Here is a 25543-nt window from a genome sequence, read left to right on the forward strand (position 1 = left end):
TCTGGTCGGAACGCGTTGTGTATGTGAGTGCGATGATCGGACAGCAGTCTTGGGCAGCCGGGCGGGGGTGTGGGGGTGCAGCGGAAGATCCAGCTGGGTGAGGGCGAGACGGAGCGGGTGGCGTGTGCGTCGGCGTCCGCGTTCCGCGGCCTGGATGCTGTCACCGGCGAGGTTCTGGGCGTCGATGTGCTGACCGGGCGGGTGGGCTGGCTGACGACCCTGGTCGAGAGCATGTGCACGTCAGTGACCGGCGTCCGCTGGAACCGCCCGGACCTGGCCCGACTCGCCTCCGGACAGGACCTGTCGGGGCAGCGCCTGGCGTCGAACGCATGGACGGCGCTGCGCATGCTGGGCTGGGCGGCCACCGCCCCGGAGGGTGTATATGTTCCCGACCAGGTGCGGCGGGTTGCCGAGGAGCAGGCCGGGCGGGCGCTGCGCTCGGCCTGGTGGCGCGCGCAGATCACCGACGCGGTGCTGGCGACCTGGCCCACCGGCCCCGACGCCGATCCGATGCGGCGTACCGAGGCAGAGTGGGAGGCGCTGCGGGCGGCGCTGCCGGACGGGCAGCCTCGGTGCTGCGCGCCCGGACCCGGCAGGCAGCCGCCTTCCGGGCGGCCCATGGCCGGCTGCCCGCCGACCTGTGCGAGCTGGAGGCGGCGCCGGGCGGCGGCCATCAGGTGGTGCTGGCCGCCGCTGACAAGCAGCTGGCCACGCTGGCCCGCTGCGAGGACGACCCGGCCCGCTACGCGGTGCTGACCGTGCGCCTGCCGGTGCGGTCCGACCCACGCACCCGCGCCGACTGGCACCCCGTGGTGATCAGGTTCCGGCTGCCGCCCACCATCGACCACACTGCGGCACTGCACGCCCCGACCCTGCGCCTGCGCGGCGGGAGGCTGCGCCTGGACCTCGCGCACACCTCGGCCGCCCCCAGGACCCGGCGAGACGGGGATCTGCGGGCGGTCGCCTTCGACTACGGGCTGAACACCCTGCTCACCGGTGGGACGCTGACCCTGACCGGCGGGGTGCAGCCGACCGTGCACACCGACACCCGCCCAGTCTTCTTCTTCCGCCCCGACGGGGTCCTGGCCAAGGCCGAACGGCTGCGCGTCCAGGCCGAACAGCTCTGGGCCAAGGCCGCCCACCTGCAGACCCTGATCGCTGGCCAGGCCGGGCAAGGTCGGCGCCCCGATCCGCTCACGGCTGCGAAGCTGGCGGTGCTGCGGGCTGAGCATGCCCGGGTGAGCCGCAAACGCGGGCGGCTGAACGAGCAGCTCGCCAAAGCCGCCGCCCATTTCATGGTCGGCCACGCCCGCGCCGCGAAGGCGTCGGTGATCTATCTGGAGGACCTGCGGGACATGGAGGCCCGGGGCAAGGGCCGCACCCTGAACACCCGCCTCTCGCAGTCGGTGCGGGGGCAGATCGTCGCCCACACCCGCCACCAGGCCGCCCGCTACGGGATCGCGGTGGTCATCGTCCCGGCCCGCGGCACCTCGAAGCACTGCCCCAAATGTCTGAGCGTCTTCCGCCACCGCACCGCCCCGACCGCACCACACCGGGCTGGAAGTGGGCGAGTTGCCCCAACGAGGCCTGCGGCTACAGCACGGACCGTGATGTCGCGGCCTGGCAGCGGATTGGCGCCCGCGGTCTGCACCACCAGCATCTGACCGTCCTGGACCGCGCGAGTGGCACCTATGTGATCCGCCGCACGGTCCCGGAGCTGGACCGGCCGGTCCAGCACACCCCCCACTCCGGACCCGTCATCCCGACCGTGCCGCAGCAGCAGTCTGCTGCCCAGGACCGGACGAAGGCGGGCCCGACGAGAAACCGCCCTGTGCCCAGCCAGCGACGCAGGGTCCCCGCCCCACCCGGAGCACCCGCAGCACGTACCGCTGCGGGTTCGGGTGGAAAGCGTCCGGCGGGGCGGATGCCCCAGCCACCCACCCGCCGCACCCAGCGGCGGCGCAGGGGGCAGGCACCGCACACGATGAGCACCCCCACCCGGCACCAGCCACGCGGGGCCAGACTCGGCGCAGGCTTCCACCTGCACACCCACGCCACCCCCGTCACGCGACGGACACAGCCGGGGGTACAGCCGAGATCTCTTTTCCACCGGGCCCGGGCCGAAAACCCAGCTCCACCCAGGAAAACCTAAGCTCATCTGAGACGCTAGGCATATGAAGAGCACCCTGCTGACTCTGCCCGGCGCCGTCCCCGCCGAGGGCGTGGACGAAGGCGTCGCCGCCCACTACGGCGACCTGTTCCGCGAGCAGCGTGCCCTCGCCGACGGCAGCGGATTCGTCGACCTCTCCCACCGGGGCGTCGTCACCGTCACCGGCGAGGACCGGCTCAGCTGGCTGCACCTGCTCCTCAGCCAGCACGTCAGTGAGCTCCCGGCCGGCCAGGCCACCGAGGCGCTCATCCTCTCCGCGCACGGCCACATCGAGCACGCGCTGTATCTGGTGGACGACGGCTCGACGGTGTGGGCGCACATCGAACCCGGCACGCAGGACGCGTTGATCGCGTACCTGGAGTCGATGAAGTTCTTCTACCGCGTCGAAGTCGCCGACCGGACGGGCGAGTTCGCCGTCGTCCACCTGCCGGCCGGTTCGATCGCCGAGGTGCCGGAGGGCGTCGTCGTACGCGAGACGCCGTACGGGCGTGATCTGTTCCTCCCCCGTACGGACCTGGAGTCGTACGCGGAGAAGGCGGGCCCGGCGGCCGGTCTGCTGGCCTACGAGGCACTGCGCGTGGAACACCACCGCCCGCGCCTCGGCTTCGAGACCGACCACCGCACCATTCCGCACGAGCTGGGCTGGATCGGCAGCGCGGTCCACCTCCAGAAGGGCTGCTACCGCGGCCAGGAGACGGTCGCCCGGGTCCAGAACCTCGGCAAGCCCCCGCGCCGGCTCGTCTTCCTCCACCTCGACGGCAGCGAGGTCCATCTGCCGCCGGCCGGCGCGGAGATCCGGCTCGCGGAGGACGGCCCGGACGGCCGCAAGATCGGGTTCGTGACGACGTCCGTACGCCACCACGAGCTGGGGCCGGTGGCGCTGGCGCTGGTGAAGCGGAACGTGCCGCTCGATGCCCCGCTCATGGCGGATTCGACGGCGGCGGCGCAGGAGGTTGTGGTCGAGCCCTGACGGGCTGAGGGGCTGGGGGGGCTGCGGGAACTGAAGGGCTGAGCCCTTGGGTCTCACATCTCCAGAAGTACCGTGAACGGGCCGTCGTTCGTCAGGGAGACCCGCATCCGGGCGCCGAAGCGGCCCGTGGCCACCGTCGCGCCGAGCGAGCGGAGCTGGGCGACGACCTCGTCGACGAGGGGTTCGGCGACATCGCCCGGGGCGGCCGCGTTCCAGGTGGGGCGGCGGCCCTTGCGGGCGTCGCCGTACAGCGTGAACTGGCTGATGACGAGCAGCGGTGCGTCGATGTCGCTGCACGACTTCTCGTCGCCGAGCATGCGGATCGACCAGAGTTTGCGGGCGAGCTGGGCCGCCTTCTCCTTGGTGTCGTCGTGCGTGACCCCGACGAGGACACACAGTCCCTCACCCTCGATCGCACCGACGACCTCCCCGTCCACGACGACGCTCGCGCCGTCCACCCTCTGCACCACCGCACGCATGTCGTCCATCATGCCGTGCGAGAGGGGTCCTCCTTACGGGGGTTTGAGGTCACAGGGGTTTGGGAGAAGCTTTGCCCGGTCTATCTCATTGATCTTATTGATCCCTAAGCGCCCATCTGGGGTGGATCGGGGGCACTCGGTCACATAGCGGCCAGTCGGAGTGGCACGATGCTTCCCACACACCGGTCGAGGGGACGGTTGAGGCGCATGAGCACACCGAGTATCGGGCAGCAGCCTGGGGCTGTGTCGTTGACCCGTGGGAGCCCGCGGTCGGGAGGAACGGGAAGACCGGGAGGGCCGGGAGGGGCAGGAGGAGTCGGGTACGGGTTTCTGCATGGGCAGGGACACGGGGACGGGGGCGGTGGGATCGATGCGATCGATGGGATCGATGGGATCGTCCATCGGCCGCCGATCCAACGTACGGACAGCCGGCCTTTGCTGCCTCCGGGTCCGCCCGAGCACGATTTCTCCCGGCTGCGGCTGCCCGAGTTGCGCGCGTTGCGCCGGGACGCGCAGCGGGACGAGGCCGACCTCAGCTATGTGCGGCGGCTGCTGCAGGGGCGGATCGACATCCTGCGGGCCGAGCTGGCGAGGCGGGGCGGTCCGGCGGGGCCCTCGCCCTCCCGGCCGGGGGCGGCTGGGTCCGGGATCGGGCGGGGGCTCGGGACGGGGGCGCGGTCGGGGGCTGGTACTGGGCTCGGCTCGGGGCTGGGTTCGGGGTCGGGGCTCGTCGACCGGCTTTCCGAGATCCTCACCGACGCGCCCGCCCGTCAGCGGTCCTCCGCCAGGCACGTCACGGTCGGTACCCCGCACGGCGAGGAGTACCGCAGGCTGGCCGCCGAGATGCTCGCCGAGGTCGAGCTGTCCGACCTCTCGGCGCGCACGGACGAGGAGCTGGGGGAGGGGATCGGGCGCCTGATCCGGTACGAGCAGGAGGCATCCCGGCGACGGCAACGGCTTCAGCGGACGGCCGACGACTGCAGCGCGGAGATCGCACGGCGGTACCGGGAGGGGGAGGCGCAGGTGGACGACCTGCTCACGTAGCCGTTGCCCTGCGGGTAGGGGCGGCGGGGGCGAGAAAAAACCGCGCGACACCCCACCGCCGTACCCCTACCGTGCCCCCATGACCCGCACGCAGGACATCGCCGTACGCCCCATAGTCAAGGAAGAGATCCCCGCCTGGATCCGCGCGTTGAACACAGGGTTTCTGCGGAGCCCGGTCGCGTCGGAGCGGGAGATCACGGACCGAGCCGCGAACATCGTCCCGGACCGCACCCTGGGCGCGTTCGACGGCGACCGTTGCGTGGCGACGTTCAGGTCGTTCGCCCAGGAGGTGACGGCGGTCGGCGGCCACCCCGTCCCCGCCGACGCCGTCTCGAACGTCACCGTCAGCCCCACCCACCGCCGCCGAGGCCTCCTCACCCGCATGCTGGCCCACGACCTGGTGGCCGCGAAGGAGCGCGGGGACGTCGTCGCCACGCTCATCGCGGCCGAGTACCCGATCTACGGCCGCTACGGCTTCGGCCCCGCCACCTGGGCCACCGAGTGGACCGTCGACGTGACCAGGACCGGCCTCGACCCCCGCTGGTCGGGCCCGGACGACGGCGGCCGTATCGACCTCGTGGACGGCGAGGACGTACGCGGGACCGGCCCCGAACTGCACGAACGCCTCCGCCGCAGCCAGCCCGGCGCGGTCGACCGTGCCGAGCGCTGGTGGCAGGCCAACACCGGTGTCCTGAAGCTGGACCCGTCGTGGACGGACCCCTTCTACGCGGTGTACCGGTCCGCGGACGGCACGGTCGAGGGCCTCGTCTCGTACGAGTCGGACGACAACTGGCACGACAAGCAGCCGCACAACACGGCCGACGTGAACTGGCTGATCGCGGCGACTCCGGCCGCCGAGCGCGCCCTGTGGCACTACCTCTGCTCGATCGACTGGATCACGAAGGTCAAGACGGGCTGGCGGGCACCCGACGACCTGCTTCCGCACTTCCTCCCCGACCCGCGCGCCGCGCGCATCACCGCGCAGGCCGACTGGCTGTGGGTGCGCATCCTGGATGTCGTACGGGCGCTGGAGGCACGGACGTACGGGACGACCGGGACGCTCGTACTCGACGTCGTCGACCCGGACGGATTCGCCGGCGGACGGTACCGGCTGGAGGCCGGGCCGGACGGGGCGTCCTGCACGCCGACGACCACCGCGGAACCCGAACTGACCCTGACTGTCGCCGACTTGGCCACCCTCTGGCTCGGTGACGAGTCCGCCGTGCGGCTCGCCGCGCTCGGCCGGGTGGAGGAACAGCGGAAGGGCGCCGCCCCCGTGGCCGACGCCCTGCTGCGTACGTCCAGGCGACCGTGGTGCCCGGACATCTTTTGATTCTGATGATTCTGAGTTCTTGCTCTTCCTCCGGCGGTGCTCCTTCCGTGTGGGTGTCGGCCGGTCAGTGATCAGTGATCCGTGTCCATATCCGTAGCAGGACCCCTGTTCATGACTGGTGAAGCTATGAAGTTGTGATTGTGGCTGTGCTCATGAAGTTGTGGCTGTGCCGTTCTGCCTCTGTTCAGTTGTGGCTGTGCGGCTTTGCGTGACTGACCGAGCTCCCGGCTCCCCTCCGGAAGGGAGCCCGGTCAGCCGGACTGGGCGAGCAGCATCACGATGACCACGGCCCCGATGCCGCTGATCAGGGCGTTCCGTGCCTTGATGCCGACCGTGAGGGCAACGATGCCGATGAGGCCCATCGGGCCGTACTTCCACTCGATGAGCTGTTCGAGTCCGACGAAGAGGGCTGCGGCGAGGATGGCGATGAGCGGCAAGACGATCCCTCCTTCGGGAACGGTCCCTGGGTTCGGGACGAGGCGGTGGCGCTCACTCGGTCGACGGAGTCACCCTCAGCGACCCTTGATGACCCTTGGTGACCAACCCCCCTGTAAGTTTCACCATGTTGCTCAAGTTGGCGACCAACTCCACCTTACTTATCTCCGCTTGGAGTCGTCTCATAACCACCTTCCGCTGAACTGCCCAAAGATGGCGCGAAGTTGTACTGTTTGGTTGTGGACCCGGAACGCGTCGCCGTCAACGGGCGGAAGAGGTCACCACGGCCACCGAGGTCACACCACGAGGTGGCCGACGAGTTGCGCGCCCGGATCACGTCGGGTCAGCTGCGGCCGGGGCAGCGCATGCCCACGCAGGCCACGCTGGCCGACGAGTTCGGGGTGGAGCGGGGAGCCGTGCGACAGGCGCTGCGCATCCTGCAGTCGGAGCATCTGCTGGTGAATGTGTCCCGGGGCAGTCCGGCGACCGTCGCCCAGCCGCTGGAGAGGGTGCTGACCGGGGCCGAAGCGCCGCCGCAGCCCACGACGGTGGCGCTCGCACCGCGGATATCGGACGCCTTCGCCGCCTCGCACGTCGAGATCGACGCCCTGTGCCTGACGTCGGTGTCGCTCACACTCGCCGTGGGTGAGCCGTTGCGCGCGATTCACGCGGGGCGCATAAAACCGGCCAAGGTCGACGTACGGGTCCTGCTGCCCAGCCGCGACATCGACCTCGCCTTCCCGGCCCCGGTCGACCACTCGACCGACGGCCGGCTGCAACGCCGCTGGCTCGCCCAGCGCAACGCGCAGGGGCAGGTGCTCAAGCACAACCTGCTGGCGCTGCGCTCCTCGCACGGCATCGACGTACATGTCTCCTTCCGTGCCCTTCCCTTCACGCCGCCAGTGAAGTTGTACCTGCTCAACGGCGCGGAGGCGCTCTTCGCGTACTACACGGTGAAGCGGCGGGAGGAGGAGGTCGACAGCGAGCACCTGGAGCTGTACGACGCCGAGGGCGCCCACTCGATGCTGTTCGCCTTCGAGCAGGGCGTGAGCTTACGGGACACGACCTTCGTCGAGCAGTCGCACCTGTGGTTCAACGCACTGTGGGAGACGATCAGTTCGGAGCTGCTGCTCACGAGCTGATCGTCTCCCGGGTGTGGTGCGGAGGGCGGTGCTGAGGGTGGCGCTGAAGGTGGTGCTGAGTGTGGTGCGGAAAAGCGGTGCGGGGGGCTTGTACTCTCCGTGGTGAGTCATATGTATGGGTCATATGGCTCAGGTGGCTCACATGGTCGGACCGGCGACCATCAGGGCCAGGACGACCGCCCCGATGGAGCTGCAGGTGGGGCTCTTCGCCTTGATCCCGATGGTGAGGAGCAGCAGTCCGACGATGCCGGCGGGGCCGTAGTGCCATTGGACGAGCTGCTCGAAGCCGACGACGAAGACGGCGGAGAGGAGGGCGAGGGCGGGCATGGTGGTACCTCCTTCGGGGGTTCGGGTGTTCGAGTGTTCAGCGAGCGGAATCGAAACCTTCGCCAACTCTGGTAAGTTGGCTGCCAACTTGGTTTAAGTTGTACCCACTTGGTCAACCCTTACAAACAACTCCCAAACAACTCCCCAAAGATGGATGGGAGTTGTACTTTTTGGTCGTGACCCAGGAGAACGTTGCAGTGAACGGCAGCAGAAAGCTCTCGCACCAGGAGATCGCCGACGCCTTGCGCAGCCGCATCCGCGCCGGTGAGCTCAGGGCCGGAGAACGCCTGCCGACCCAGGCCGAGCTCGCCGAGGAGTTCGGCGTGGAGCGCGGCACGGTCCGCCAGGCCCTGCGGGCGCTGCAGGAGGACGGGCTGCTCAGCAATGTGAGCAAGGGAAGCCCGCCGCGGATCGCCGAGGTGACCCGGGCCGCCGGCGGACCCCAGCCGACCATGGTGGCGCTGGCACCGCGCCTGGCGGACGCCTTCTCCGCCCCGCACGTCCGCATCGACGCGGCCTGCCTGACCGCCGAGACCCTGATGCTGGCCCTGGGCGAGTCCGTCCGCCGTATCCACGAGGGCACCGTCCGCCCGGAGTCGATCGACGTCCGCATACTCCTGCCCTCGCGGAAGATCAACCTGGCGTTCCCGGTGCCGGTGGACGCGGACGACGAGGACGACCGAGTCCACGACCGCTGGCTGGCCCAGCGCAACGCCCAGGCCCACGTCCTCCGCCACAACCTCCAGGCCCTGCGCTCCTCGCACGGCATCGACGTACGCGTGACGTTCAGGGCACTTCCGTTCACGCCGCCGGTGAAGCTCTACCTGCTCAACGGCGCGGAGGCGCTCCTTGCGTACTACATCGTCGAGCCGCGGGAGACGGAGGTGGAGAGCGAGACCGTGGAGATGTACGACACGAGGGGTCTCAACTCCCTCCTCTTCTCCTTCGCCAAGCAGACCGGCCAGGCCGGCCAACGCGACGCCGCCTTCGTGGACCAGTCCCAGCAGTGGTTCAACGCCCTCTGGGAAACCATCACCACAGACCTGACACTTCCCTAGTGACTCCTGATGCGGCGCAGACTGACCTGGTGACAGCTGAGACAGAGATCCTGCGAGAACTGATCACCCGGGCTCGTTATGTCCTCTTCGACTTCGATGGGCCCATCTGTCGCCTGTTCGCGGGCCACCGCGCGGACCGGATAGCGGTGGAACTGGTGGAGTGGCTGGACGGTCACGGGCTGAAGGGTCTGCTGACCGAGGAGGAGCAGCTCGCCACGGACCCGCACATACCCCTGCACGCGGTCAACAGGCGGCGCCCCGGCAGCGACCTGGTCGCCGAACTGGAGCGCTGGCTCACCGAGCAGGAACTGAAGGCCGTGCCCACCGCCTGGCCCACCCCATACGCGGACCCACTGATCCGGACCTGGTCCGCCGTGGGCGCGCGGCTCGCGATCACGACCAACAACTCACCCCGTGCGGCCGCCAGTTACGTCCACACCCGTGGCCTCGCCGACTGCTTCGGCCCGTTCGTCTACGGCCGCACACCGGAACTCCACTGGATGAAACCGGACCCCCACTGGCTGAACGAGGCCCTGAAGGCCATGGGCGCCGACCCCAGCGCCGCACTGATGATCGGCGACGCGCCCTCGGACTTCGAGGCGGCGAGGGATGCGGGGGTCTCCTTCCTGGGGTACGCGCGTAATGAGCTCAAGCGCGAGAACCTGATCGACGGGGAGGTCCCGCCCGGGCACATTGTGGGTTCGTTGAAGCCTGTGCTGGAGCACCTGCGGGGCCGTGGCTGAGCCGCCGTGGCGCCGTGCCGAGACCCCGGTTCAGGCCTGAACCAGCAGCAGGAAGAAAACGAAGGCCGCCCACCACGCCAAGGGTGCGTGCCGTGTCCGTACAGCCGCCGTCGCAAGGACCAGGAGCAGCAGCCCCAACGGCCCGAACTCGGCTTCCATCAGCTCAGCCGTTCCGAACCTGACCGCCGCCCCCACCAACTCCCAGAAGACCATGTGCCCACCCCGTCCGATTCCGTCCGCCTCGTCAACTAGCCTGCCAATTGGTCTGGTTGACTTGGATTGGTTCTTCCCGGTCGGTCTGATCCCTTAACTAGCAGTCCAGTTGGGCTGCTTGCTTGACCGGAACTGGTTTGCTTGTCGGTCGGGAGCGGTACGGTCGAGGGTGTGGACCGGGAACGACCCAGCGGTGGTGGCGGTAGGAAGTCCGGGCGTGTGCTGCAGACGCTGCGGGCTCGCATAGCCGACGGCACCTACCCGGCGGGTGCCTCCCTGCCGCCTCAGCGGGACCTGGTCAAGGAGTTCGGAGTCTCCCGCGACACAGTGCAGCGGGCCTTGAAGGGGCTGGCAGACGAAGGCTTGATCGAGTCCCGGGTGGGGAGCGGGTCCTGGGTGCTCGCGAGTTCCCGCTCGGAGCCGGTCTCCGGACAAGGGCGTGCGGTGACGATGCGATCGTTCTTCGACGACGCCTTCGAGCGGCCAGAAGTGGACCTGGACGTCTACACGCTGACGTCCGAGACCTTGCACACGCACGTCCGGCTGCAGGCGGAACGCATTCGCAACGGGGAGATCGCGAAGCCCAAACGCATCGCCCTGCGCATGGTGCTTCCGTCCGAGCGGACTGAACTGCCGTATCCGAGGACCAAGAGCGACACGGCCGACCCGAGCCTGCAGCGTCGCCTGCGTAAGATCACTGGACAGAACACGTCCTTGTTGCGAACTGTCCTGCGGGATCTGCAGGTTGAGGGCCTGGTCGCCGCCGTCGACATCGAAATCCGGCACGCACCGCTGACACCGCTCTTCAAGCTCTACCTCCTCAATGGCACCGAGGCGCTCTTCGGCCCTTACGAGGTGATCGAGCGCACCATCGAGTTGGCTGACCGCACGGTGGTCGAGGCGAACGATGTCCTTGGTTTTGGGGCGAAGCTGACGCACCACGTCAGCGACGCAGATCCGAAATCTCCAGGATCCGCCTTCGTGGAGAGCATGCAGACCTGGTTCGACTCCATCTGGGAACGGCTCACGGAGGAGAGCAACCGACCGACAGAAGCCCACACGCCCTGACCACCGGAGCATGTGAGCCGACCACGTGGTCGGCGCCCTCCCGCCGCATCTCCTCGGCCCGGCCGTCGTCGCTCGTGCAGCCGAGGAACCTGACCCCCGCCGATCTGGCCGCGCTGAGGTCGGTGAGCTGGTCCCCGACCATGAGGGCGCCGGCGGGTTCCATGCCGCCCAGGTTCTTCAGGGCGCGGAGCACCAGGCCCGGATCGGGCTTCATGAGACGTGGTTCATGCGGATCGCGACCACAGACGGTCTCGAACTTCGAGTCCAGTTCCCGCAGTTCGAGAAACCTCCGCACGGGACCTTCGGCGTTGTTCGTCACCACCCCCAGCCGCTTGTCGAGATCGAGCAGTGCGTCCAGCAACGTGTGGATGTGCTGGGCGGGTTCGGCGGAATTCACAGCGACGTATTCGAAGTCCGTGATGATGTCGTTCGCCGTGGTCAGAGGTGTGCGGTCGAGGGAGGAGGGTTCACTCCGGTCGACCATGTCACTGAGGAGTCGGAGGATGTCGTGCGAGTCGTCGCATTGCTCGACCGCCGGGTCGAGAGTGTTCCACTGCTGCCGCGCCATCTTCTTGACCTTGCGGGCGATGCCGGAGGTCGAAGTCGTCCCGAAAAGGTCGCAGATGGGGCCGTCGAAGTCGAAGAGAACCGCCTGTGCCGTGCTGAGGAGCCCTGGTAAGGGATGTGGATCCTCGGCTCCGCCGCTCGTGTGTCCCGTCGCAGTCATGACAGCCAGTGTGGCCCACCGGTCCGGGGCGCCCCGAGGGACGATGCGACCGGGGAGGGACCCGGGCGCAGCGCTCTGCCGTACGACCGGCAGTCCTCCCAGGGGACCGCCACGACCCAATGCGGCGCTTCTGGCACGATGCTCGACCACGAAGGAGTAACGTGCCTCCACTTCCTCACCACTGGTGCGGACTCAGGCGAGAGAACGGGCAATGCCATCTGAATCGGTTTCCACAGCCCGGCAGCGTGCCGGTGGGATGAGCGCTGACCCGAACGCCGTCGAAGGCCCCCTCAGCGGCTACCACCATGAGACGTACGTGTTCCCGCTGCCGGACGAGACGGGAGGCGCTTCTGGAAGTCGGTGGAAGGTTCGTGAGCCGCGCGAGCAGTTGCTGTGGTTCGACCGGCGCTGCTTCTTCTCGGAAGAGAATCTGCTGGCCGAGTTGCAGGGGCGCATCGGCAACATCCCCGACGTCAACCAGGTGAGCGGCATCCGCCTGCAGCGGTTCATCGAAGGGGCGACCCTGGGGTCGCATCACGCGTCCGGCACACCGGTGCCCGAAGGTGTGCTCGATCAGATCCTCGGCCTGTTCCGGCAGATGGTGGCCGTGACCCCCGACACTCTTCTGGCGAAGCGGACGTGTGAGCCGAGGGACCGCGCCCCGGAGGGCGACAGCGCCGGGTTCCTCGACCGGCTGATCTGCTTCGCCGAGGAGCGGGTGTACACGGCGAACTTGCCCGAGTACGGGCAGCTGTTCGACGATCTGGGACTGGAGCCCGACTCCTTCAAGCGGCTGCGAAAGCACGTGGCCGGCTTGCGGGACCGGCCGTTCTGCCTGCTCCACGCGGACCTGCACCGCGAGAACATGATCGTCGACCCGTACGGCCGGCTCTGGGCCATCGACTGGGAGTTGGCGATGCTCGGCGATCCGCTCTACGACCTCGCCACGCATCTGTACCTGATGCGGTATCCACCGGACCAGGAGCAGCTCCTGATGGGGCGGTGGCGGGAGCTTGTCGAGGGAATCCGGCCGGGCAGCTCCCGCGGCTGGCAGGACGATCTGCCCAGACTGCTCGACTTCAAGAAGGCCCAGTCCGTTTTCACGGACGTCATCCGCACCTCGCAGTCCCTGGCCCTCGCTCCAAGGGCCGACCGCGATCGGCTCCGTAAGGCCGGCTGGAAGGTGTGGGACGTCCTCAGGTCGGCGGCGCAGCCGCTGGGCATCGAATCGGTGCCCGGCGTGCTGGAGACCGAGTCAGCACTCACCCGATGGTTGCGGGTTCATGGGTCCGCCCGGGCGTAGGTGCTGGTGTGCCATGTGGGATTGTGGCGCCAGTTGTGCTTCCGTGATTGTGCTTCTCCGCCAGTGTCAGCCCTCCAGGAGCAGTCCGTGCGTTCAGGCCCGTCTTCCCGTCGAGTGGAGCGAGAAGACGCTGTCTCCATGGAGGCCTGGGACGAGTTCGTGCATCGGGCCATGGACGAAGGGTGCATGAGCAGCGGCCACCACAACCGGAACTTTCTGCTGCGCCTGGACGAAGCCCTCGCGAAGGAAGCGGGACTGGAGGCGGGCTCGTTCGTGACGGTCCGGTCGCGGAGGCCGGATGCCCTGCGGGTGGTCGTCCGCACCTGGCAGGACGAGGCGGAGATCCTCGCCGCCGCCGGTGCCGTCCTGCCGCATGTACCGAAGTGCCTGGCCAGGAGCGGCGGAGCGACCGTACACAGCTATGTGGAAGGCGTGCCGCTCTCCACGGTGTGCCCGAACGGCCGAGCCGTGGACCGTGTCCTCGTCGATGCGCTGGTCGACCGCCTGGCACAGGCGACACGTGTACGCAGGGGCGCGCTGCCGGTGCTCCCCAGCGGGTGGCCGGAGGACGATGAGGACAGCCGGGGGTTCCTGCGGCTGCTGGCGACCGAGGTGGACAGGCAGGTATGTCAGTCCAATTGGGCTGAGTTCGGCGACTTGTTCAAGGCCCTGGGCATTCCCCGGGACGTGATGATCCGGTACGCCGACCGTGTACCGCCCATGACCCGTCGGCCGTACGGTCTGCTCCACGCGGATCTCCACCGGGACAACGTGATCCTCACCTATTCCGGTGAGCCGCCCCTGTTCTGTGTGGACTGGGAACTCGCCACGTACGGAGACCCACTGCACGATCTGGCGGTTCATCTGGTCCGTATGCGGTATCCGGAGTCCCAGGAGAAGCAGGTGATCGCGGCCTGGAAAAGAGCTGTCCGCCGCGTCTCACCTGCCGCGGCCCGCGGGCTGGACGAAGATCTGCGCCACTACATCGACTTCGAGCGCGCACAGTCCGTCTTTCCGGATGTGATGCGCGTGGCCCAGTCACTGGACGCCTTCGTCGATCAGCGCGATCTGGACCGGGCGACGACAGCGGTACGTCGGGCGCTCGAAGCCGCGGCCGGACCACTGGGACTCGACGGAGCGCCGGACGGGTCCGAGATCGTACGAGCGCTGGTGGAGTGGCGTAAGCGGCAGGACGGCCGGCACGTCAGGTTCCGTTCGCTGGCCACGGTGGACTGGAGCCCGGACTGCTGGGCGTCGGAAGACCACAGCGCCGTCCGCGCCCTCGTGCACGAAGCCCTGATCAAGGAAAGCGTCGCCCCCGAGCACCGCGTGCTCAGGGGCACCGCGCACCGCAACTCGGTGGTACACGTGGCGGGCCTGGACCGTCCCGTTGTCGTACGGCGGAGAATGCGGGGCATCCCCACTCGCGAGCTCGGCCTCCTCGACGAGCATGCGGTACTGAGGACCATCGAGCGGTCGGGGGTGAGAGTGGAGGCCCCCAGAGTGCTCGCGCTGGGAACGAGTGACGAGGACGGATTCTTCGCCCTCCACACCTACGTCGGTCCGACCGCCAACGACGGCCCCCCTGACCATCCGGTGCTCGGATTACGGCCGTACGAGGCCGACGCGCTCGTGGACCAGCTGTGCGCCCTGACGGAGGTCGACCACAGTTCGCTGGGCCCGGCGGCCGGAGAAGGGGACTTCTGCCGCTGGCTCAGCGACCGGCTGGTGCAACTGGTGGCCGACCTGCCCCTGGCGTCACGCCGGCTTGCCCAGCAGCTGGGGCTGCCCGACGACACGGAACTGAAAGAGATCCTGTACGCGCATGAAGTGACCCATAGGCGTCCGGCCCTGCTGCACGGCGACCTGAACCCGTGGAATCTCGTGCGGCGTGAGGGCAAGCCGTCGTTGGCACTGGTCGACTGGGAGCGCGCCATGGTGGGAGATCCCGTGTACGACCTGGTACGCCACATGCATCTCACACCCACCCCGACGCGGACCCGCGAGCGGATGCTCAGCCGCTGGACCGACAGGCTCGCCGCCGAGTACACCGAGGGCTGGCAGGACGATCTGGACGTCTACCGGCGGCTTGAGGTCGTGCGGTCCGCCTACGTCGACCTCGACCGTCTCGTCACCCGCGCCACCCTGGACGCCCCCAACGTCAGCAGGGCCGTGGACTCGTATGCTGCGACACTCCGGAGCGCCAAGGTCGCGCTGGGTCTGCCGGACCGACCGACACAGGGTCCCTCCCTTCTCTTCCGGGCGCTGCCCGAGGACCGCGTCCGCCGTTTCATGGAGGCCGCCTGGCAGTGGCCGCGCGCGACGGTGTGGGCCGCGCTCCGTGAAGCCGCGGCGTCGCGGCCGTTCATGGCCTCCCGCCGAGAGGTCACTGCCAGGTCGACGGCCGGGTAGGGCCGCTCTGCGTAGGCTCACCTCATGAGCGAGATGGGGTCGCGCGAGATCGGCCTGCGTGAGCGTAAGAAGCGGCGGATGTACCAGGCGGTGTCCGACATCGCCGTCAAGCTGTTCCTGGACAAGGGCTTCGACGCCGTCTCCGTGGCCGAGGTCGCCGCCGCGGCCGAGATCTCCAAGCCGACGCTCTTCCGCTACTTCCCGGCGAAGGAGGACCTCGTACTGCACCGGCTCGCCGACCACGAGACGGAGGCGGCGCGGGTGGTCGAGGGGCGGGCGGAAGGGCAGTCCGCGGTGGACGCGCTGCGGGTGCACTTTCTTGACGGGCTCGCGCGGCGGGATCCCGTGACCGGGCTGAGTGACGAGCCGGATGTGCTGGCCTTTCACCGGCTGCTGTACGGGACGCCGTCGCTCGTCGCGCGGTTGTACGCGTATCTGGAGCGGTCCGAGGCCGCGCTCGCCGAGGCGCTGGGCGGTGATCTCGACGCGCGGGTGGCGGCGGGGCAGATCGTGGCCGTGCGGCGGGTGCTCGCGCAGGAGAACTGGCGGCGGGTGGAGAGGGGGGAGGCCGTGGAGGACGTTCAGCGTGATGCTGTCGCTGCCGCTGAGAGGGCGTTTGCGCGGCTGCGGCGCGGCCTCGCGTGATCGTGCTCGCGCCCGCACTCGTGCTCGCGCCCGCACTCGTGCTCGCGCCCGCTTTCGTGAGATTGGGTAAATAATTTAACTTGGTTACGTTATTCCGCTACGCTCGACGGAATGACGTCACCCCACCCCGCCCTCCACCACGCCCTCACCTACGAACGCGCCTACCACGACACCTGCCGCGCCGCCCTCGCCGCCATGGCCGAGGGGGCGGAGGAGCAGGTCGTGGTCGGGGAGGACGTCTCCGCCTCCGGTGCCGACGCGGAGGTCCTCGGGCGACGGTTCCGCGGTCAGGCGAAGGAGCTGCGTGAGCTGCCCGAAGGGCCGTTGTTCTTCGGCAAGCTGGACTTCGCGTCCGGCGCCGCCGAGCACGCCGGGCAGAGCTATCACATCGGCCGGCTCCGCATCACCGAGCACCCGGCCGCCCCACCTCTTGTTGTCGACTGGCGCGCTCCCGTCTCCCGCGCCTTCTACCAGGCGGGCCCCCGCGACCCGCAGGGCGTCGCCGTCCGCCGTCGCTTCGGCTGGGTCCCGGGCAGTCGCGGCGACTCGGCCGACCTCACCGGCCTGGAGGACGAGCACCTGGGCCGGAGTGATCCCGGACGAGGCGGCAGCCGTATCCTCGCCGCCGAGATCGAACGCCCCCGCCTCGGCCCCATGCGCGACATCGCCGCCACCATCCAGCCCGAACAGGACGACCTCGTCCGCGCCGGCCTCACCACCTCCCTCTGCGTCCAGGGCGCCCCGGGCACCGGCAAGACGGCCGTCGGCCTGCACCGCGCCGCGTACCTCCTCTACACCCACCCCCACCGCATCCGCCGCGGCGGCCTGCTCGTCCTCGGCCCCAACCGCACCTTCCTCACCTACATCGCGGAGGTGCTCCCCGCCCTCGGCGAGACGGGCGTACGGCAGTCGACCGTCACGGAAGAGATCGCCCGCCACCCGGTCACCGCCGAGGACGACGAACGCGCCGCCCTCGTCAAGCACGACCCCCGCATGGCGGAGGTACTGCGCCGCGCCCTTCACGGCCGTATCAAGGCAGAGACCAGCTCCCTCGCCGTACCGGACGGTTCGTACCGCTGGCGCGTCCCGGGCGACGAACTCCGGCGGATCGTCGACGACGTACGGGCCGAGGAACCGCCGTACGACATCGGGCGGGAGCGGGTACGGGCGCGGATCGTGCGGTGCGTTCAACGGCAGGCCGAGCGCCGCGCCGGGCCGCGGTCGAGCGGCTGGCGGCGGAAGGTCTCCCGGTCGCGGCCGGTCGGCGCGTACGTCGACGCCGTATGGCCGCGGGTACGGCCGGAGGAGGTCGTGGCGGAGTTGCTCGCCGGCCCGGACGCCCTGGCCGCGGTGGCGGACGGGGTGCTCGACGCCGACGAGCAGAGAGCCGTCCTGTGGGCGCGGGCGCCGCGTTCGTGGAGGTCGGCGCGGTGGTCGGCCGCCGACCTCGTCCTGCTCGACGAGGTCGCGGGGCTCATCGAACACCCCGAGGGCTACGGCCATGTCGTCGTCGACGAGGCGCAGGACCTCTCCCCGATGGAGGCCCGGGTCATCTCCCGCCGTGCGGCCTTCGGTTCCCTGACGGTCCTGGGCGACCTGGCCCAGGGGACCACCCCCTGGGCGGCCCGCTCCTGGCCCGGCCTCCTCGCCCACCTGGGCAGACCGGACACCGAGATCGTGCCCCTCACCACAGGATTCCGGGTGCCGGAGGCGGTCGTACGGCTGTCCAACCGCCTTCTGGACCGCCTGGACGTGGACGTACCGCCGTCCCGATCCCTCCGGAAGGACGGCGAGTTGAACATCCGGCCGACCCCTCGGCACGCCGTGGACAAGGGCGTCGTCGACGCCGTACGGGGCGCGCTCGCGCGTGAGGGGTCGGTCGGGGTCATCGCCGCTGACACGGAGGTCGTACGGCTGCGGAAGGTGTTCGAGGCGGAGGGGATCCCGACCGGGGAAGCGGACGAACTGGGCGCTCGGGTCGCGGTGCTGGGCGCGAGTGCGGTGAAGGGGCTTGAGTACGACCATGTCGTGGTCGTCGAACCGGCGGCGATCGGGGAGTCGGGGGCAGTGACGGAGGTGGAGGCAGAGGGGGAGTCGCGGGGGCTACGGCGGTTGTATGTCGTGCTGACGCGGGCGGTGTCGCGGCTGGATGTGGTGCATGGGCGGCCGCTGCCGTGGTGAGTTGCCGCCTCTCTCTGTCTCAGTGTTACCGGAAGACGACCGACTCATGACCGAGCATGCACCTTTGGTGAGCGGTTTCACGGCTACCGTGATCGTGCCGGTGAGCGACGACTCCCGCGAGCCCATCTCCCCTCCCCCCAGGGCTCGTTCGCCGCTCACCGGTAATGGGTGCGTGATCGCCTCAGCGGGTCGCCGCGTCCAGGAAGGGCATCAACTGCTCCTCCTCGTAGGCCAGGTGGGCTTCGAGTTCGGCGGTGAGCCGCTCGACTTCGCGGAGTACGAGGGCGGGATCGGCGCTTTGGTCGCTGTCGGGGGCCTCGGGGGCCTCGGGAGTCTTGGGGACCTCGGGAGTCTTGGGCGCGACGGTCCGGCGGAGTTCTTCGAGGAGTTCGGCGATCTTCTCGTGCTCGGTGCGCAGACGGTCGAGGACCGGGGTGAGTTCGGGGTGGCGGTCGGCCAGGAACGGGAACATCGCGATGTCCTCGCCGGTGTGGTGGTTGTGCAGCCCCTGGCAGAGGGTGAGGCAGTTGATGCGCAGTTGGGCGCCGAGGGTGCCGTTGCTGTTGCCCTTGGCCAACTCGTCCCTGATCAGGGCGAGTTCGCGTCGAAATGCCTCGTGGACGACCTTGATGTGCTCGCCCATGGACCCCGCGTTGATGTTCGGCGGGCCACTCTGGGGGATCTCGCGCAGGGCGACCACGGGAATCGTGCGGTCCGTCTTCGCCTGGTACTCGGCCCACCCCGGGTCCCCTTCGACGGCCCGCGCGAAGGCCTGGTCCCGCGCCGTCCCTGCCAGCACCTCGGCCTCGGCCTCGTACGTGAACGCGCCGCTCTCGATGGTCACCCGGGGATTCGCGACGAGGTTGCGGAACCAGTCCGGGTGCTTCGGGGCTCCGCCGGCCGAGGCGATGACGAGCACCGTGCCGTCACCGTCGGGGAGGTAGCCGACGGGGGTCGTGTGCCGGGTGCCCGTACGGGCACCGGTGGTGGTGAGGAGCAGCAGCCGGGCTCCTTCGAAATAGCCGCCGACCTGTCCGCGCTTGGCGCGGAACTCGTCGATGACCTGCTGATTGAAGTCGTTGGGCATTCTCTGCTTTCTGGGTCTTCGGGTCTTGGGCTTCGGGGATTGGATTTTTGGTTTTGGGCAGGATGAATTGCCGCGCAGCGAATACGGCGACGCCTGCGGTGGAGGAATGAAGAGGTGCGCGAAAAGGAGGTTTCGGGTGGCGCGCGGCCGTACGGCCGAAGGCGCTGCATACACCGAACACGCCGAACACACCGAAAACGCCGAATCCTCGGCGTCAAAGAAGGCGGGCCTCTAGCCCGCCCCGGCCTCATTCAGAGGCCGGGTACCCAACTCGCTCACGGCACAAGGCCGACCCGGCAGTCATGGGGGCAACGGTAATGCGTTGCGCGGCTCGGGGCAACGGCGCATCTCATATTCGTCGGGATTGACCGCGAGATGGACCGACAGTCCAATTCCGCACACCGGCAAGCCTCACCCCGCGGTGAAGGTCAACCGGCCGTGCCCTCATGGCTGAGCATCTGCGGACGTGGTGTCGTCGAGGTCGAGGGCGGCCATGTCGAAGCCGGCGTCGGTCAGGACCGTCGCGGCCACTCCGCGGCCGACCCGGGCGAGGCCGATCAGCAGGTCGTCGCAGTCGATGCGGGCGGCGCCGTGCTGCTCGGACCGCTCCTCCGCGAGGGCGATCGCCTTGCGGGAGTAGGGAGTCCAGGCGATCCGTTCGGCTGCTTGGGAGGCGCCCAGGCTCAGCCGGTCCCCGACCGACCGGTGGACGGCGTCGCGGGAGACCCCGGCTGAGCTCAGCAGGCGGGTGGCGCTGTTGTCCTCGGCGGTGAGACCCCACAACAGGTGCTCGGTGCCGATGTAGTTGTTCCGGTGCTGCACCGCCGCCCACTTGACGTGGACCATCGCCCGGCCGAGGTCGTCCGTCATCGTCTCGGGGCCGTAGCGCTTGTGCGGGGCGTGGAACCGCTGCTGCACCGCCTGCCGGGTCACCCCCAGGGCGCCGCCGACGTCCGTCCACGAGTAGCCGTGCATCCGGCAGTGCTCGACGTAGTCCTCGACCAAGTCGTCCGCCAGCGCCTGCAGTTGACCGGCGACCTGCGCGGCGGCCGTCAACAGGGCGAGCCAGTCGGGCTGTTCCTGCCCCTGCCGCTGTGCCTGACCGCCGGGGCGGTGCGCGGTGGTGCAGGTGCGGTCCACTTCGGCGATGAGGTCGTCCAGGTCTGGAAGGGCCATGAGGCAAGTACGCCTTGACAGTTCGGAATTGTCAAGGCGCGCTTGCCTTCTGTCGTTCCTGGGCGGCAGGTCAGCGTGTGACGTCGAAGGTGGCGGCGCGGGGCACGAAGGTGGTGTCTCCGTCCTTGGCCGTCGCCAATACCGACACGTACCAGGTGCCCTTGGCCAGTTCGGCGATCTCCTCCTTCGTGGCCTGCGGGGAGTAGGTGCAGTGGGACGTCTCGGACGTGGTGTTCCGGCACGTGGCGGTGTCCACGCCCTGAAGTTCCGCCTCGGTCGGGTCGAGCTTCGAACTCGCGGGCCACCCAAGGACCTTGAGGCTCTGGATGCCCGAGTCGTCGCTCACGTCCGTGGTGAAGGTGAGTACGTCTGTGTTGCCGTCGGACGGAGCGGTGTAGCGGACCGAGGCGTTCTCCACGGTCGGCTCGGTGTCGGCCGAGGCTGCCATGGCGAGGCCGCCGGCGGCTATTCCGCCGAGGGCGACAGCGCCGATGAGAGACGACATGAGAATGCGCTTGGACATGGGAGATCCCCCTGAATTCGTTTGGGAGCAGGTGTGGTGCACCTGCGGAATGGAACGGGAAAGCGATGCAGGGAAAAGCGATGTACGGAAAAGCGTGGAAGAAATCACTGGCGGAACCGCTGGTGGAACCGCTGGTGGAACCGGCGGTCGATCGCTTTCTCGATGTGATCGAGCCTATGGCCCGGGGCATTGCGCGGTCCTCGGGCTGCGGGAGGATTGCCGCGTCGAACCAGAGATAGAGAACCCTTCCACGCCGTCCACCGTCGGAGGCGCACCGCCGCGTCTGCAACCCAGGTAAGAGAACGAAATCCGCCTCCAGCCGGATAAGGGCCGCTCACCTGCCGCCATAGCCTTGGTCCGTTATGAATCGAACCGACGACCGGCTGGTCCCGGTCTTGCTGATCTGTGCCCAGGCCGTGGTGTGGCCCGGGGCGGGGCTGGTGCGTGGGGTCGTACCGGCCGCGTCCGACGTTCTCGTGGCGGCCTTGGTCGCCGTACTGGTGACGGGCGCACTCGCCCTGCGCCGTACGCGCCCGGTGACCACCCTCGTCCTGGTCGCCGCCGCCTGCGCGCTGGGTGCCGGGCCGCTGCCCACCGGGGCGATGGCGGTACTCGGGACCGCAGGTGTCGCGCTGGCCCTGTTCACCGTGGCGACCGAATGCGACACCTTCACCGCCGTGTTGTGTGTGGTGGCGCTCGCCGCCTGGCAGTTTCTGCACGGCCTGAGCCTGCACGGGCTCAGCGAACGGGACGGACTCGACCTCGTCCTGACCGCTCTGCTGTACGCCGCCGCGTGCGGCACCGGCCTGCTCGTACGGCGGACCCGTCGCGCCCGGCGGGCGGCCGAACAGCTGCTGAAGCGGGCCGAGGCCGAGCGCCACCGGCTCCCGGCAGTCGAACGGCGCCGTATGGAACGGGAGTTGCACGACGTCAGCGCCCACCATCTGACGGCCGTGGTGGTCACGGCGGGCGCGGCGCTCGGGTTGCGCGAGCGGCGTCCCGAAATGGTCGACGAGGCACTGGAGTTCGCGACCGAGACCGGCCGCGAGGTCACCCGGGCGCTCGGCGCGGTGCGGGCGCCGGCGCCCTCGCGGGAGGAACTGCCGTCGCCGGAGGAACGGCTGCTGGACCTGGTCGCAGGGTTCCGTCGCCTCGACCAGCGGGTGGACTGCGAGATCGACCCCTTGCCGGACGGCGCCGTCGCGGACGCGGCGTACGGCATCGTGCGCGAGGCGCTGACCAACGTGGCACGGTACGCCCCTGGTGCGCATACGAGGGTGCGGTGCCGGTACGGCGACACCCGTACGGACGTCGTGGTCACGAGCGCGGCACCGCCGGCCGGTTCGGCGGCGCACGGTGCGGGCCTCGGCGGCGGACGGGGCCAGGGCTTCCTGCGGTCCCGGGCACGCGAGGCGGGCGGCACGCTGACCAGCGGCCCGACGGAGGACGGCGGTTGGGAGGTCCGTGCGGTGCTGCCCGGCCGGACCGCCGCCCCGGTGGAGCGGTCCGTTCCGGCCGGCTACCGCCTGGCGCAGGTGACGGCCGCTGTCGGCCTGGGCGTGCAGCCGTTCCTCCCGGTGCTGGTCATCCGGGCGGAGACCACCCCGGGCGGGGTGCAGGGGTCCGTGGGTGTGCTCTTCGCGTTGCTGGCCGTGGCACAGGCGGTCGCGCTGCTGTGGCTGCGCCGGGCGCCGCGCGCCGCCCATGGCGTCCTGTTCGGTCTGGCCCTGCTCTGGCCGGTGGCGATGGCCGTGGGCGAGTACACCGGCCCGGTCGTCCTGCCGCTCGCCCTGAGCATGCTCGCCACCTGCGCCGCCCTCGCCGCGGACGCGGCCCGCACCGCCGCCGCCGGTCCGTCCCCTGCAGAAGACGGCCGTGCAGAAGACGGCCGTGCAGAAGACGGCCGTGCAGAAGACGGCCGTGCAGAAGACGGCCGTGCAGAAGACGGCCGTGCAGAAGACGGCCGTGCCGAGGACCGCTGTGCCGAGGACCGTCGTGCCGAGGACCGTCGTGCCGAGGACCGCTGTGCCGAGGACCGTCGTGCCGAGGACCGTCGTGCCGAGGACCGTCGTGCCGAGGACCGCTGTGCCGAGGACCGCTGTGTCGGCGACCGTCGTGCCGAAGACCGCCCGCCCGTGCCCCTGTGGGCCCGCCTGCCCGTGCCCCTGTGGGCCCGCCTGCGCGTGCCCCTGTCGGCGGCCCTCTCGGTCGCGGCCGTGGCGGTGCACACGTCGGCCGCGACCGCCGCCGTACTGGACCGGGGCACGACGCTCCCCGTCTGGGCGGTTGTCGCGTGGGCGATGGCCGGGGCGGACCTGGCGGTCGGCGCGGCCCGGTGGGGCGGAGCCCTGATCGGGCGGCGCGCCCGGGCTGCCCGGGGCACGCGGGAGGAACGCCTCGCCACCTGGACCGAGGAGGCCGTCCGGGACGCGTGGGCCGAGCGCCGCCGGATCGCCGCCGGGCTGGAGACCACCGTGCTGGCACGCACCGCCGACATGGTCGCGGAGGCGGAGGCGGAGGCGGGCAGGCTCGACGCGACCGCCGAACGCGCCCGCGAGGCCCTGGCCGCGATGCGCGCCCTGCTCGACACGGTCCGGGAGGACGAGACGGAGCCCGAACTGCGCCCGCAGCCCACCCTCCAGGCCCTCGACCTGCTCGCCCACCAGTGCCGGGCCACCGGCCGCGACGTGGAGATACGGCTGACCGACCGCGTGCCGGAGCGGCTGCTCGCCACCGTCGACCTGGCCGCCTACCACGCCGCCGAGACGGTACTCGCGGCCGGCGGCGAGGAGCCCGCGATGCTCGAACTCGACGCGGACGACGATACGTTGACCCTCACGGCCACCGGCGTACCCCGCGCCACCCGCCCCGCCGTACGGGAGCGGCTGGCGGCGCGGGCAGCGACGCTCGGCGGCACCCTGACCACCGGTCCGGCGGGCACGGTCAGCCTCCGGCTGCCCCTCGCTCCGAGCGGGACGGCCGGGGACGAGGCGGAGGGGGCCGACGGCGGACCCACCCGCGGGGACGGACCGCCGACCGCCGTCGCACCGGTCCCGGAACAGGGCGACGAGGAGAGGGAGCGGGAGCGATGAGCCTCAGAGTGCTGGTCGTCGACGACCAGGGCGTCGTACGGGCGGGGTTCGCCGCCATGATCGACGCCGAGGAGGACATGACGGTCGTCGGCGAGGCCGCCGACGGCGCCGCCGCGGTGAGGCTCGCCGCAGAGCTGGCACCCGACGTGGTCGTCATGGACGTACGGATGCCCGAACTGGACGGCATCGCCGCCACCCGGATCATCACCGGCCGGGAGAACGCGCCCCGTGTCCTGGTCCTGACCACCTTCGACCTCGACGCGTACGTCTTTGACGCGCTGCGCGCCGGCGCCTCCGGTTTCCTGCTCAAGGACGTGCACCCCGCCGAACTGCTGCACGGAATCCGGGTGGTGGCCGCCGGCGAGAGCGTGCTCGCCCCGTCCGCGACCCGTCGGCTCATCGGCCACTACGCCTCCGGAGCGGTCACCGGGAACCGCGCCGACAGCGGTCCCCGCGAGCTGGACAGCCTGACCGGCCGCGAACGGTTCGTCCTCACCCTGGTCGCGTCCGGACTCAACAACGCGGAGATCGCCGAGCAACTCGGCATCACCGTCGGCACCGTGAAGTCCCATGTGAACGCGCTGCTGCGCAAACTCGGGCTGCGTGACCGGGTACAGGCGACGATCCTCGCGTACGATCTCGGCCTCGCCCACCCGAACCCGCCCGGCACCCACACCTGACGGCCCACCGACCGCGCCGCTCCCGCCCGGGAGACCCACACCAAGCCGACCACAGGCCACCACAGATCGCTACAGACCATCGCAACCGAGGAGTCCACCCCGTGACCGGTACCGGTTCCGGCCGATCCTTCCCAGGCCGTCTGCGCCACGCTCTCGGCGACGTCTTCGCCCTCGTCTACCTCGCGGTCTGTGCCGCCCTTCTCGTGTGGGCGCTCGTGGTGTCCGCCGGTGACAGCGCGGACGAGTCCATGGCGGGGGTCATCCCGCTGTTCGCCACCTTCCCGGCCAGCCTCGTGGTGCTCGTACTGCCGGACCACGTCACGATGTCCATCGCCGCCGTCGTTCTCGGGGCGCTGGTCAACGCCGCGATCATCGGCTGGTGCGCCCGGACCCTGCGCGGCGGCAACAGCCCGGACCCGGCCGACAGCGGCGCCGAGCAGTAGGGCGGCCAACTGCCCGTACGGCGGCGACGGTTGTCACATTCGCGTACCTGGCGGTGTCTTCATGCCAAACAGGCGAACGTAGAAGGAGAACACCATGGCGCCACGCGTTCCGAAGGCGGAGCTCACCACCGAACTCAGCGAAAGCATGATCAAGCAGTTCGGTGCCGTGCCCGAACCCCTTGAGGTGACGTGGCACAACCGTTCCTATCGTGATTGGCCAGTGTTGGCCGAATCGACGTAAACCGGATCGATGATCCGGTGACCCTCCGAACGGTCTTGAGGGCCGGGGAAC

25 protein-coding genes are annotated in these 25543 nt (G+C 69.8%); 17 read left to right on the forward strand and 8 right to left on the reverse strand.

Annotation, left to right across the window (positions count from 1 at the left end):
• Positions 1 to 75 precede the first annotated feature (75 nt).
• From ACWD3C_RS27540 to ygfZ, 3 genes are all read left to right on the forward strand, one after another.
• On the forward strand, positions 76 to 756 hold the full coding sequence (locus ACWD3C_RS27540) for a hypothetical protein (RefSeq protein WP_451148441.1): 681 nt from the start codon (positions 76 to 78) through the stop codon (positions 754 to 756).
• Complete coding sequence (locus tag ACWD3C_RS27545; protein ID WP_451148443.1) at positions 681 to 1664, forward strand: hypothetical protein; 984 nt, start codon at positions 681 to 683, stop codon at positions 1662 to 1664. Before ACWD3C_RS27540 ends, ACWD3C_RS27545 begins: the two co-directional genes overlap by 76 nt.
• A gap of 510 nt (positions 1665 to 2174) precedes the next feature.
• On the forward strand, positions 2175 to 3140 hold the full coding sequence (gene ygfZ, locus ACWD3C_RS27550) for a CAF17-like 4Fe-4S cluster assembly/insertion protein YgfZ (protein WP_451148445.1): 966 nt from the start codon (positions 2175 to 2177) through the stop codon (positions 3138 to 3140).
• Between the two features lie 53 nt (positions 3141 to 3193).
• Here ygfZ and dtd read toward each other — a convergent pair whose 3' ends face one another.
• Entirely contained in the window at positions 3194 to 3619 is a 426-nt protein-coding gene (dtd, locus tag ACWD3C_RS27555; protein ID WP_451148447.1) for a D-aminoacyl-tRNA deacylase, read from the reverse strand.
• A gap of 393 nt (positions 3620 to 4012) precedes the next feature.
• Between dtd and ACWD3C_RS27560 the strand changes: the two genes are divergently transcribed.
• Together ACWD3C_RS27560 and ACWD3C_RS27565 are read left to right on the forward strand one after the other, a co-directional pair.
• Positions 4013 to 4663, forward strand: coding sequence for an RsiG family protein (locus ACWD3C_RS27560; protein WP_451148494.1), 651 nt, complete (start codon positions 4013 to 4015; stop codon positions 4661 to 4663).
• Positions 4664 to 4742: 79 nt separating this feature from the next.
• The gene (locus tag ACWD3C_RS27565) at positions 4743 to 5996 is read left to right on the forward strand and encodes a GNAT family N-acetyltransferase (RefSeq protein ID WP_451148449.1); all 1254 of its coding nucleotides are present in this window, start codon (positions 4743 to 4745) and stop codon (positions 5994 to 5996) included.
• 251 nt (positions 5997 to 6247) lie between these two features.
• Here the strand turns inward: ACWD3C_RS27565 and ACWD3C_RS27570 are convergent, their stop codons facing one another.
• Positions 6248 to 6433 carry a hypothetical protein gene (locus ACWD3C_RS27570; protein WP_451148450.1) on the reverse strand — a complete coding sequence of 62 codons (186 nt, stop codon included), beginning with the start codon at positions 6431 to 6433 and terminating at the stop codon, positions 6248 to 6250.
• A 231-nt stretch (positions 6434 to 6664) separates the two neighbouring features.
• Between ACWD3C_RS27570 and ACWD3C_RS27575 the strand changes: the two genes are divergently transcribed.
• Entirely contained in the window at positions 6665 to 7573 is a 909-nt protein-coding gene (locus ACWD3C_RS27575; RefSeq protein ID WP_451148452.1) for a winged helix-turn-helix domain-containing protein, read from the forward strand.
• Positions 7574 to 7711: 138 nt separating this feature from the next.
• On the opposite strand, the gene ACWD3C_RS27580 is transcribed toward ACWD3C_RS27575, so the two are convergent.
• The gene (locus ACWD3C_RS27580; RefSeq protein WP_451148454.1) at positions 7712 to 7900 is read right to left on the reverse strand and encodes a hypothetical protein; all 189 of its coding nucleotides are present in this window, start codon (positions 7898 to 7900) and stop codon (positions 7712 to 7714) included.
• A gap of 197 nt (positions 7901 to 8097) precedes the next feature.
• On the opposite strand from ACWD3C_RS27580, the gene ACWD3C_RS27585 reads away from it, so the two are divergent.
• Both ACWD3C_RS27585 and ACWD3C_RS27590 read left to right on the forward strand, forming a co-directional pair.
• On the forward strand, positions 8098 to 8958 hold the full coding sequence (locus tag ACWD3C_RS27585; protein ID WP_451148456.1) for a winged helix-turn-helix domain-containing protein: 861 nt from the start codon (positions 8098 to 8100) through the stop codon (positions 8956 to 8958).
• Positions 8907 to 9701 carry an HAD family hydrolase gene (locus ACWD3C_RS27590; RefSeq protein ID WP_451148458.1) on the forward strand — a complete coding sequence of 265 codons (795 nt, stop codon included), beginning with the start codon at positions 8907 to 8909 and terminating at the stop codon, positions 9699 to 9701. Before ACWD3C_RS27585 ends, ACWD3C_RS27590 begins: the two co-directional genes overlap by 52 nt.
• A 30-nt stretch (positions 9702 to 9731) precedes the next feature.
• Here the strand turns inward: ACWD3C_RS27590 and ACWD3C_RS27595 are convergent, their stop codons facing one another.
• Positions 9732 to 9914 carry a hypothetical protein gene (locus ACWD3C_RS27595; RefSeq protein ID WP_451148460.1) on the reverse strand — a complete coding sequence of 61 codons (183 nt, stop codon included), beginning with the start codon at positions 9912 to 9914 and terminating at the stop codon, positions 9732 to 9734.
• Positions 9915 to 10133: 219 nt separating this feature from the next.
• Between ACWD3C_RS27595 and ACWD3C_RS27600 the strand changes: the two genes are divergently transcribed.
• Positions 10134 to 10982 carry a GntR family transcriptional regulator gene (locus ACWD3C_RS27600; protein WP_451148462.1) on the forward strand — a complete coding sequence of 283 codons (849 nt, stop codon included), beginning with the start codon at positions 10134 to 10136 and terminating at the stop codon, positions 10980 to 10982.
• Here ACWD3C_RS27600 and ACWD3C_RS27605 read toward each other — a convergent pair.
• Positions 10939 to 11709 (reverse strand): HAD family hydrolase, encoded by a 771-nt coding sequence (locus tag ACWD3C_RS27605; RefSeq protein ID WP_451148464.1) that lies wholly within the window; start codon positions 11707 to 11709, stop codon positions 10939 to 10941. The genes ACWD3C_RS27600 and ACWD3C_RS27605 overlap by 44 nt on opposite strands.
• 256 nt (positions 11710 to 11965) lie before the next feature.
• Between ACWD3C_RS27605 and ACWD3C_RS27610 the strand changes: the two genes are divergently transcribed.
• The 4 genes from ACWD3C_RS27610 (at position 11966) to ACWD3C_RS27625 (ending at position 18250) form a co-directional block, all read left to right on the forward strand.
• Positions 11966 to 13012 carry a phosphotransferase family protein gene (locus ACWD3C_RS27610; protein WP_451148466.1) on the forward strand — a complete coding sequence of 349 codons (1047 nt, stop codon included), beginning with the start codon at positions 11966 to 11968 and terminating at the stop codon, positions 13010 to 13012.
• Positions 13013 to 13150: 138 nt separating this feature from the next.
• Positions 13151 to 15424: an aminoglycoside phosphotransferase family protein gene (locus tag ACWD3C_RS27615; protein ID WP_451148468.1), complete on the forward strand. Its 2274-nt coding sequence runs from the start codon at positions 13151 to 13153 to the stop codon at positions 15422 to 15424.
• A 24-nt stretch (positions 15425 to 15448) separates the two neighbouring features.
• Positions 15449 to 16069, forward strand: coding sequence for a TetR/AcrR family transcriptional regulator (locus tag ACWD3C_RS27620; RefSeq protein WP_451148470.1), 621 nt, complete (start codon positions 15449 to 15451; stop codon positions 16067 to 16069).
• Positions 16070 to 16180: 111 nt separating this feature from the next.
• Entirely contained in the window at positions 16181 to 18250 is a 2070-nt protein-coding gene (locus ACWD3C_RS27625; protein WP_451148472.1) for a HelD family protein, read from the forward strand.
• 181 nt (positions 18251 to 18431) lie between these two features.
• Here the strand turns inward: ACWD3C_RS27625 and ACWD3C_RS27630 are convergent, their stop codons facing one another.
• The 3 genes from ACWD3C_RS27630 to ACWD3C_RS27640 form a co-directional block, all read right to left on the reverse strand.
• Positions 18432 to 19337 carry a nitroreductase/quinone reductase family protein gene (locus tag ACWD3C_RS27630; protein WP_451148474.1) on the reverse strand — a complete coding sequence of 302 codons (906 nt, stop codon included), beginning with the start codon at positions 19335 to 19337 and terminating at the stop codon, positions 18432 to 18434.
• Between the two features lie 444 nt (positions 19338 to 19781).
• On the reverse strand, positions 19782 to 20513 hold the full coding sequence (locus ACWD3C_RS27635) for a Clp protease N-terminal domain-containing protein (protein ID WP_451148476.1): 732 nt from the start codon (positions 20511 to 20513) through the stop codon (positions 19782 to 19784).
• Positions 20514 to 20583: 70 nt separating this feature from the next.
• A complete protein-coding gene (locus ACWD3C_RS27640; RefSeq protein ID WP_451148478.1) occupies positions 20584 to 21036 on the reverse strand; it encodes a DUF5707 domain-containing protein in 453 nt (150 codons plus the stop codon).
• Between the two features lie 362 nt (positions 21037 to 21398).
• Here ACWD3C_RS27640 and ACWD3C_RS27645 point away from each other — a divergent pair, with 362 nt between their 5' ends.
• The 4 genes from ACWD3C_RS27645 (at position 21399) to ACWD3C_RS27660 (ending at position 25492) form a co-directional block, all read left to right on the forward strand.
• Positions 21399 to 24128 (forward strand): histidine kinase, encoded by a 2730-nt coding sequence (locus ACWD3C_RS27645; RefSeq protein WP_451148480.1) that lies wholly within the window; start codon positions 21399 to 21401, stop codon positions 24126 to 24128.
• Positions 24125 to 24808, forward strand: a complete 684-nt coding sequence (locus tag ACWD3C_RS27650; RefSeq protein WP_451148482.1) for a response regulator — start codon at positions 24125 to 24127, stop codon at positions 24806 to 24808. Before ACWD3C_RS27645 ends, ACWD3C_RS27650 begins: the two co-directional genes overlap by 4 nt.
• Before the next feature lie 101 nt (positions 24809 to 24909).
• Complete coding sequence (locus ACWD3C_RS27655; RefSeq protein ID WP_451148484.1) at positions 24910 to 25251, forward strand: SCO4225 family membrane protein; 342 nt, start codon at positions 24910 to 24912, stop codon at positions 25249 to 25251.
• A 94-nt stretch (positions 25252 to 25345) separates the two neighbouring features.
• Entirely contained in the window at positions 25346 to 25492 is a 147-nt protein-coding gene (locus ACWD3C_RS27660) for a hypothetical protein (protein ID WP_451148486.1), read from the forward strand.
• Positions 25493 to 25543: the final 51 nt, after the last annotated feature.

The sequence above is a fragment of the Streptomyces sp. NPDC002845 genome, from assembly GCF_053591955.1.

Bases quoted from the DNA above. Each gene is read 5' to 3' on its own strand.
- ygfZ (WP_451148445.1), top strand. From the start codon at position 2,175: ATGAAGAGCACCCTGCTGACTCTGCCCGGCGCCGTCCCCGCCGAGGGC.
- dtd (WP_451148447.1), bottom strand. From the start codon at position 3,619: ATGCGTGCGGTGGTGCAGAGGGTGGACGGCGCGAGCGTCGTCGTGGAC.
- ACWD3C_RS27565 (WP_451148449.1), top strand. From the start codon at position 4,743: ATGACCCGCACGCAGGACATCGCCGTACGCCCCATAGTCAAGGAAGAG.
- ACWD3C_RS27580 (WP_451148454.1), bottom strand. From the start codon at position 7,900: ATGCCCGCCCTCGCCCTCCTCTCCGCCGTCTTCGTCGTCGGCTTCGAG.
- ACWD3C_RS27595 (WP_451148460.1), bottom strand. From the start codon at position 9,914: ATGGTCTTCTGGGAGTTGGTGGGGGCGGCGGTCAGGTTCGGAACGGCT.
- ACWD3C_RS27605 (WP_451148464.1), bottom strand. From the start codon at position 11,709: ATGACTGCGACGGGACACACGAGCGGCGGAGCCGAGGATCCACATCCC.
- ACWD3C_RS27610 (WP_451148466.1), top strand. From the start codon at position 11,966: ATGAGCGCTGACCCGAACGCCGTCGAAGGCCCCCTCAGCGGCTACCAC.
- ACWD3C_RS27615 (WP_451148468.1), top strand. From the start codon at position 13,151: ATGGAGGCCTGGGACGAGTTCGTGCATCGGGCCATGGACGAAGGGTGC.
- ACWD3C_RS27620 (WP_451148470.1), top strand. From the start codon at position 15,449: ATGAGCGAGATGGGGTCGCGCGAGATCGGCCTGCGTGAGCGTAAGAAG.
- ACWD3C_RS27625 (WP_451148472.1), top strand. From the start codon at position 16,181: ATGACGTCACCCCACCCCGCCCTCCACCACGCCCTCACCTACGAACGC.
- ACWD3C_RS27630 (WP_451148474.1), bottom strand. From the start codon at position 19,337: ATGCCCAACGACTTCAATCAGCAGGTCATCGACGAGTTCCGCGCCAAG.
- ACWD3C_RS27635 (WP_451148476.1), bottom strand. From the start codon at position 20,513: ATGGCCCTTCCAGACCTGGACGACCTCATCGCCGAAGTGGACCGCACC.
- ACWD3C_RS27640 (WP_451148478.1), bottom strand. From the start codon at position 21,036: ATGTCCAAGCGCATTCTCATGTCGTCTCTCATCGGCGCTGTCGCCCTC.
- ACWD3C_RS27645 (WP_451148480.1), top strand. From the start codon at position 21,399: ATGAATCGAACCGACGACCGGCTGGTCCCGGTCTTGCTGATCTGTGCC.
- ACWD3C_RS27650 (WP_451148482.1), top strand. From the start codon at position 24,125: ATGAGCCTCAGAGTGCTGGTCGTCGACGACCAGGGCGTCGTACGGGCG.
- ACWD3C_RS27660 (WP_451148486.1), top strand. From the start codon at position 25,346: ATGGCGCCACGCGTTCCGAAGGCGGAGCTCACCACCGAACTCAGCGAA.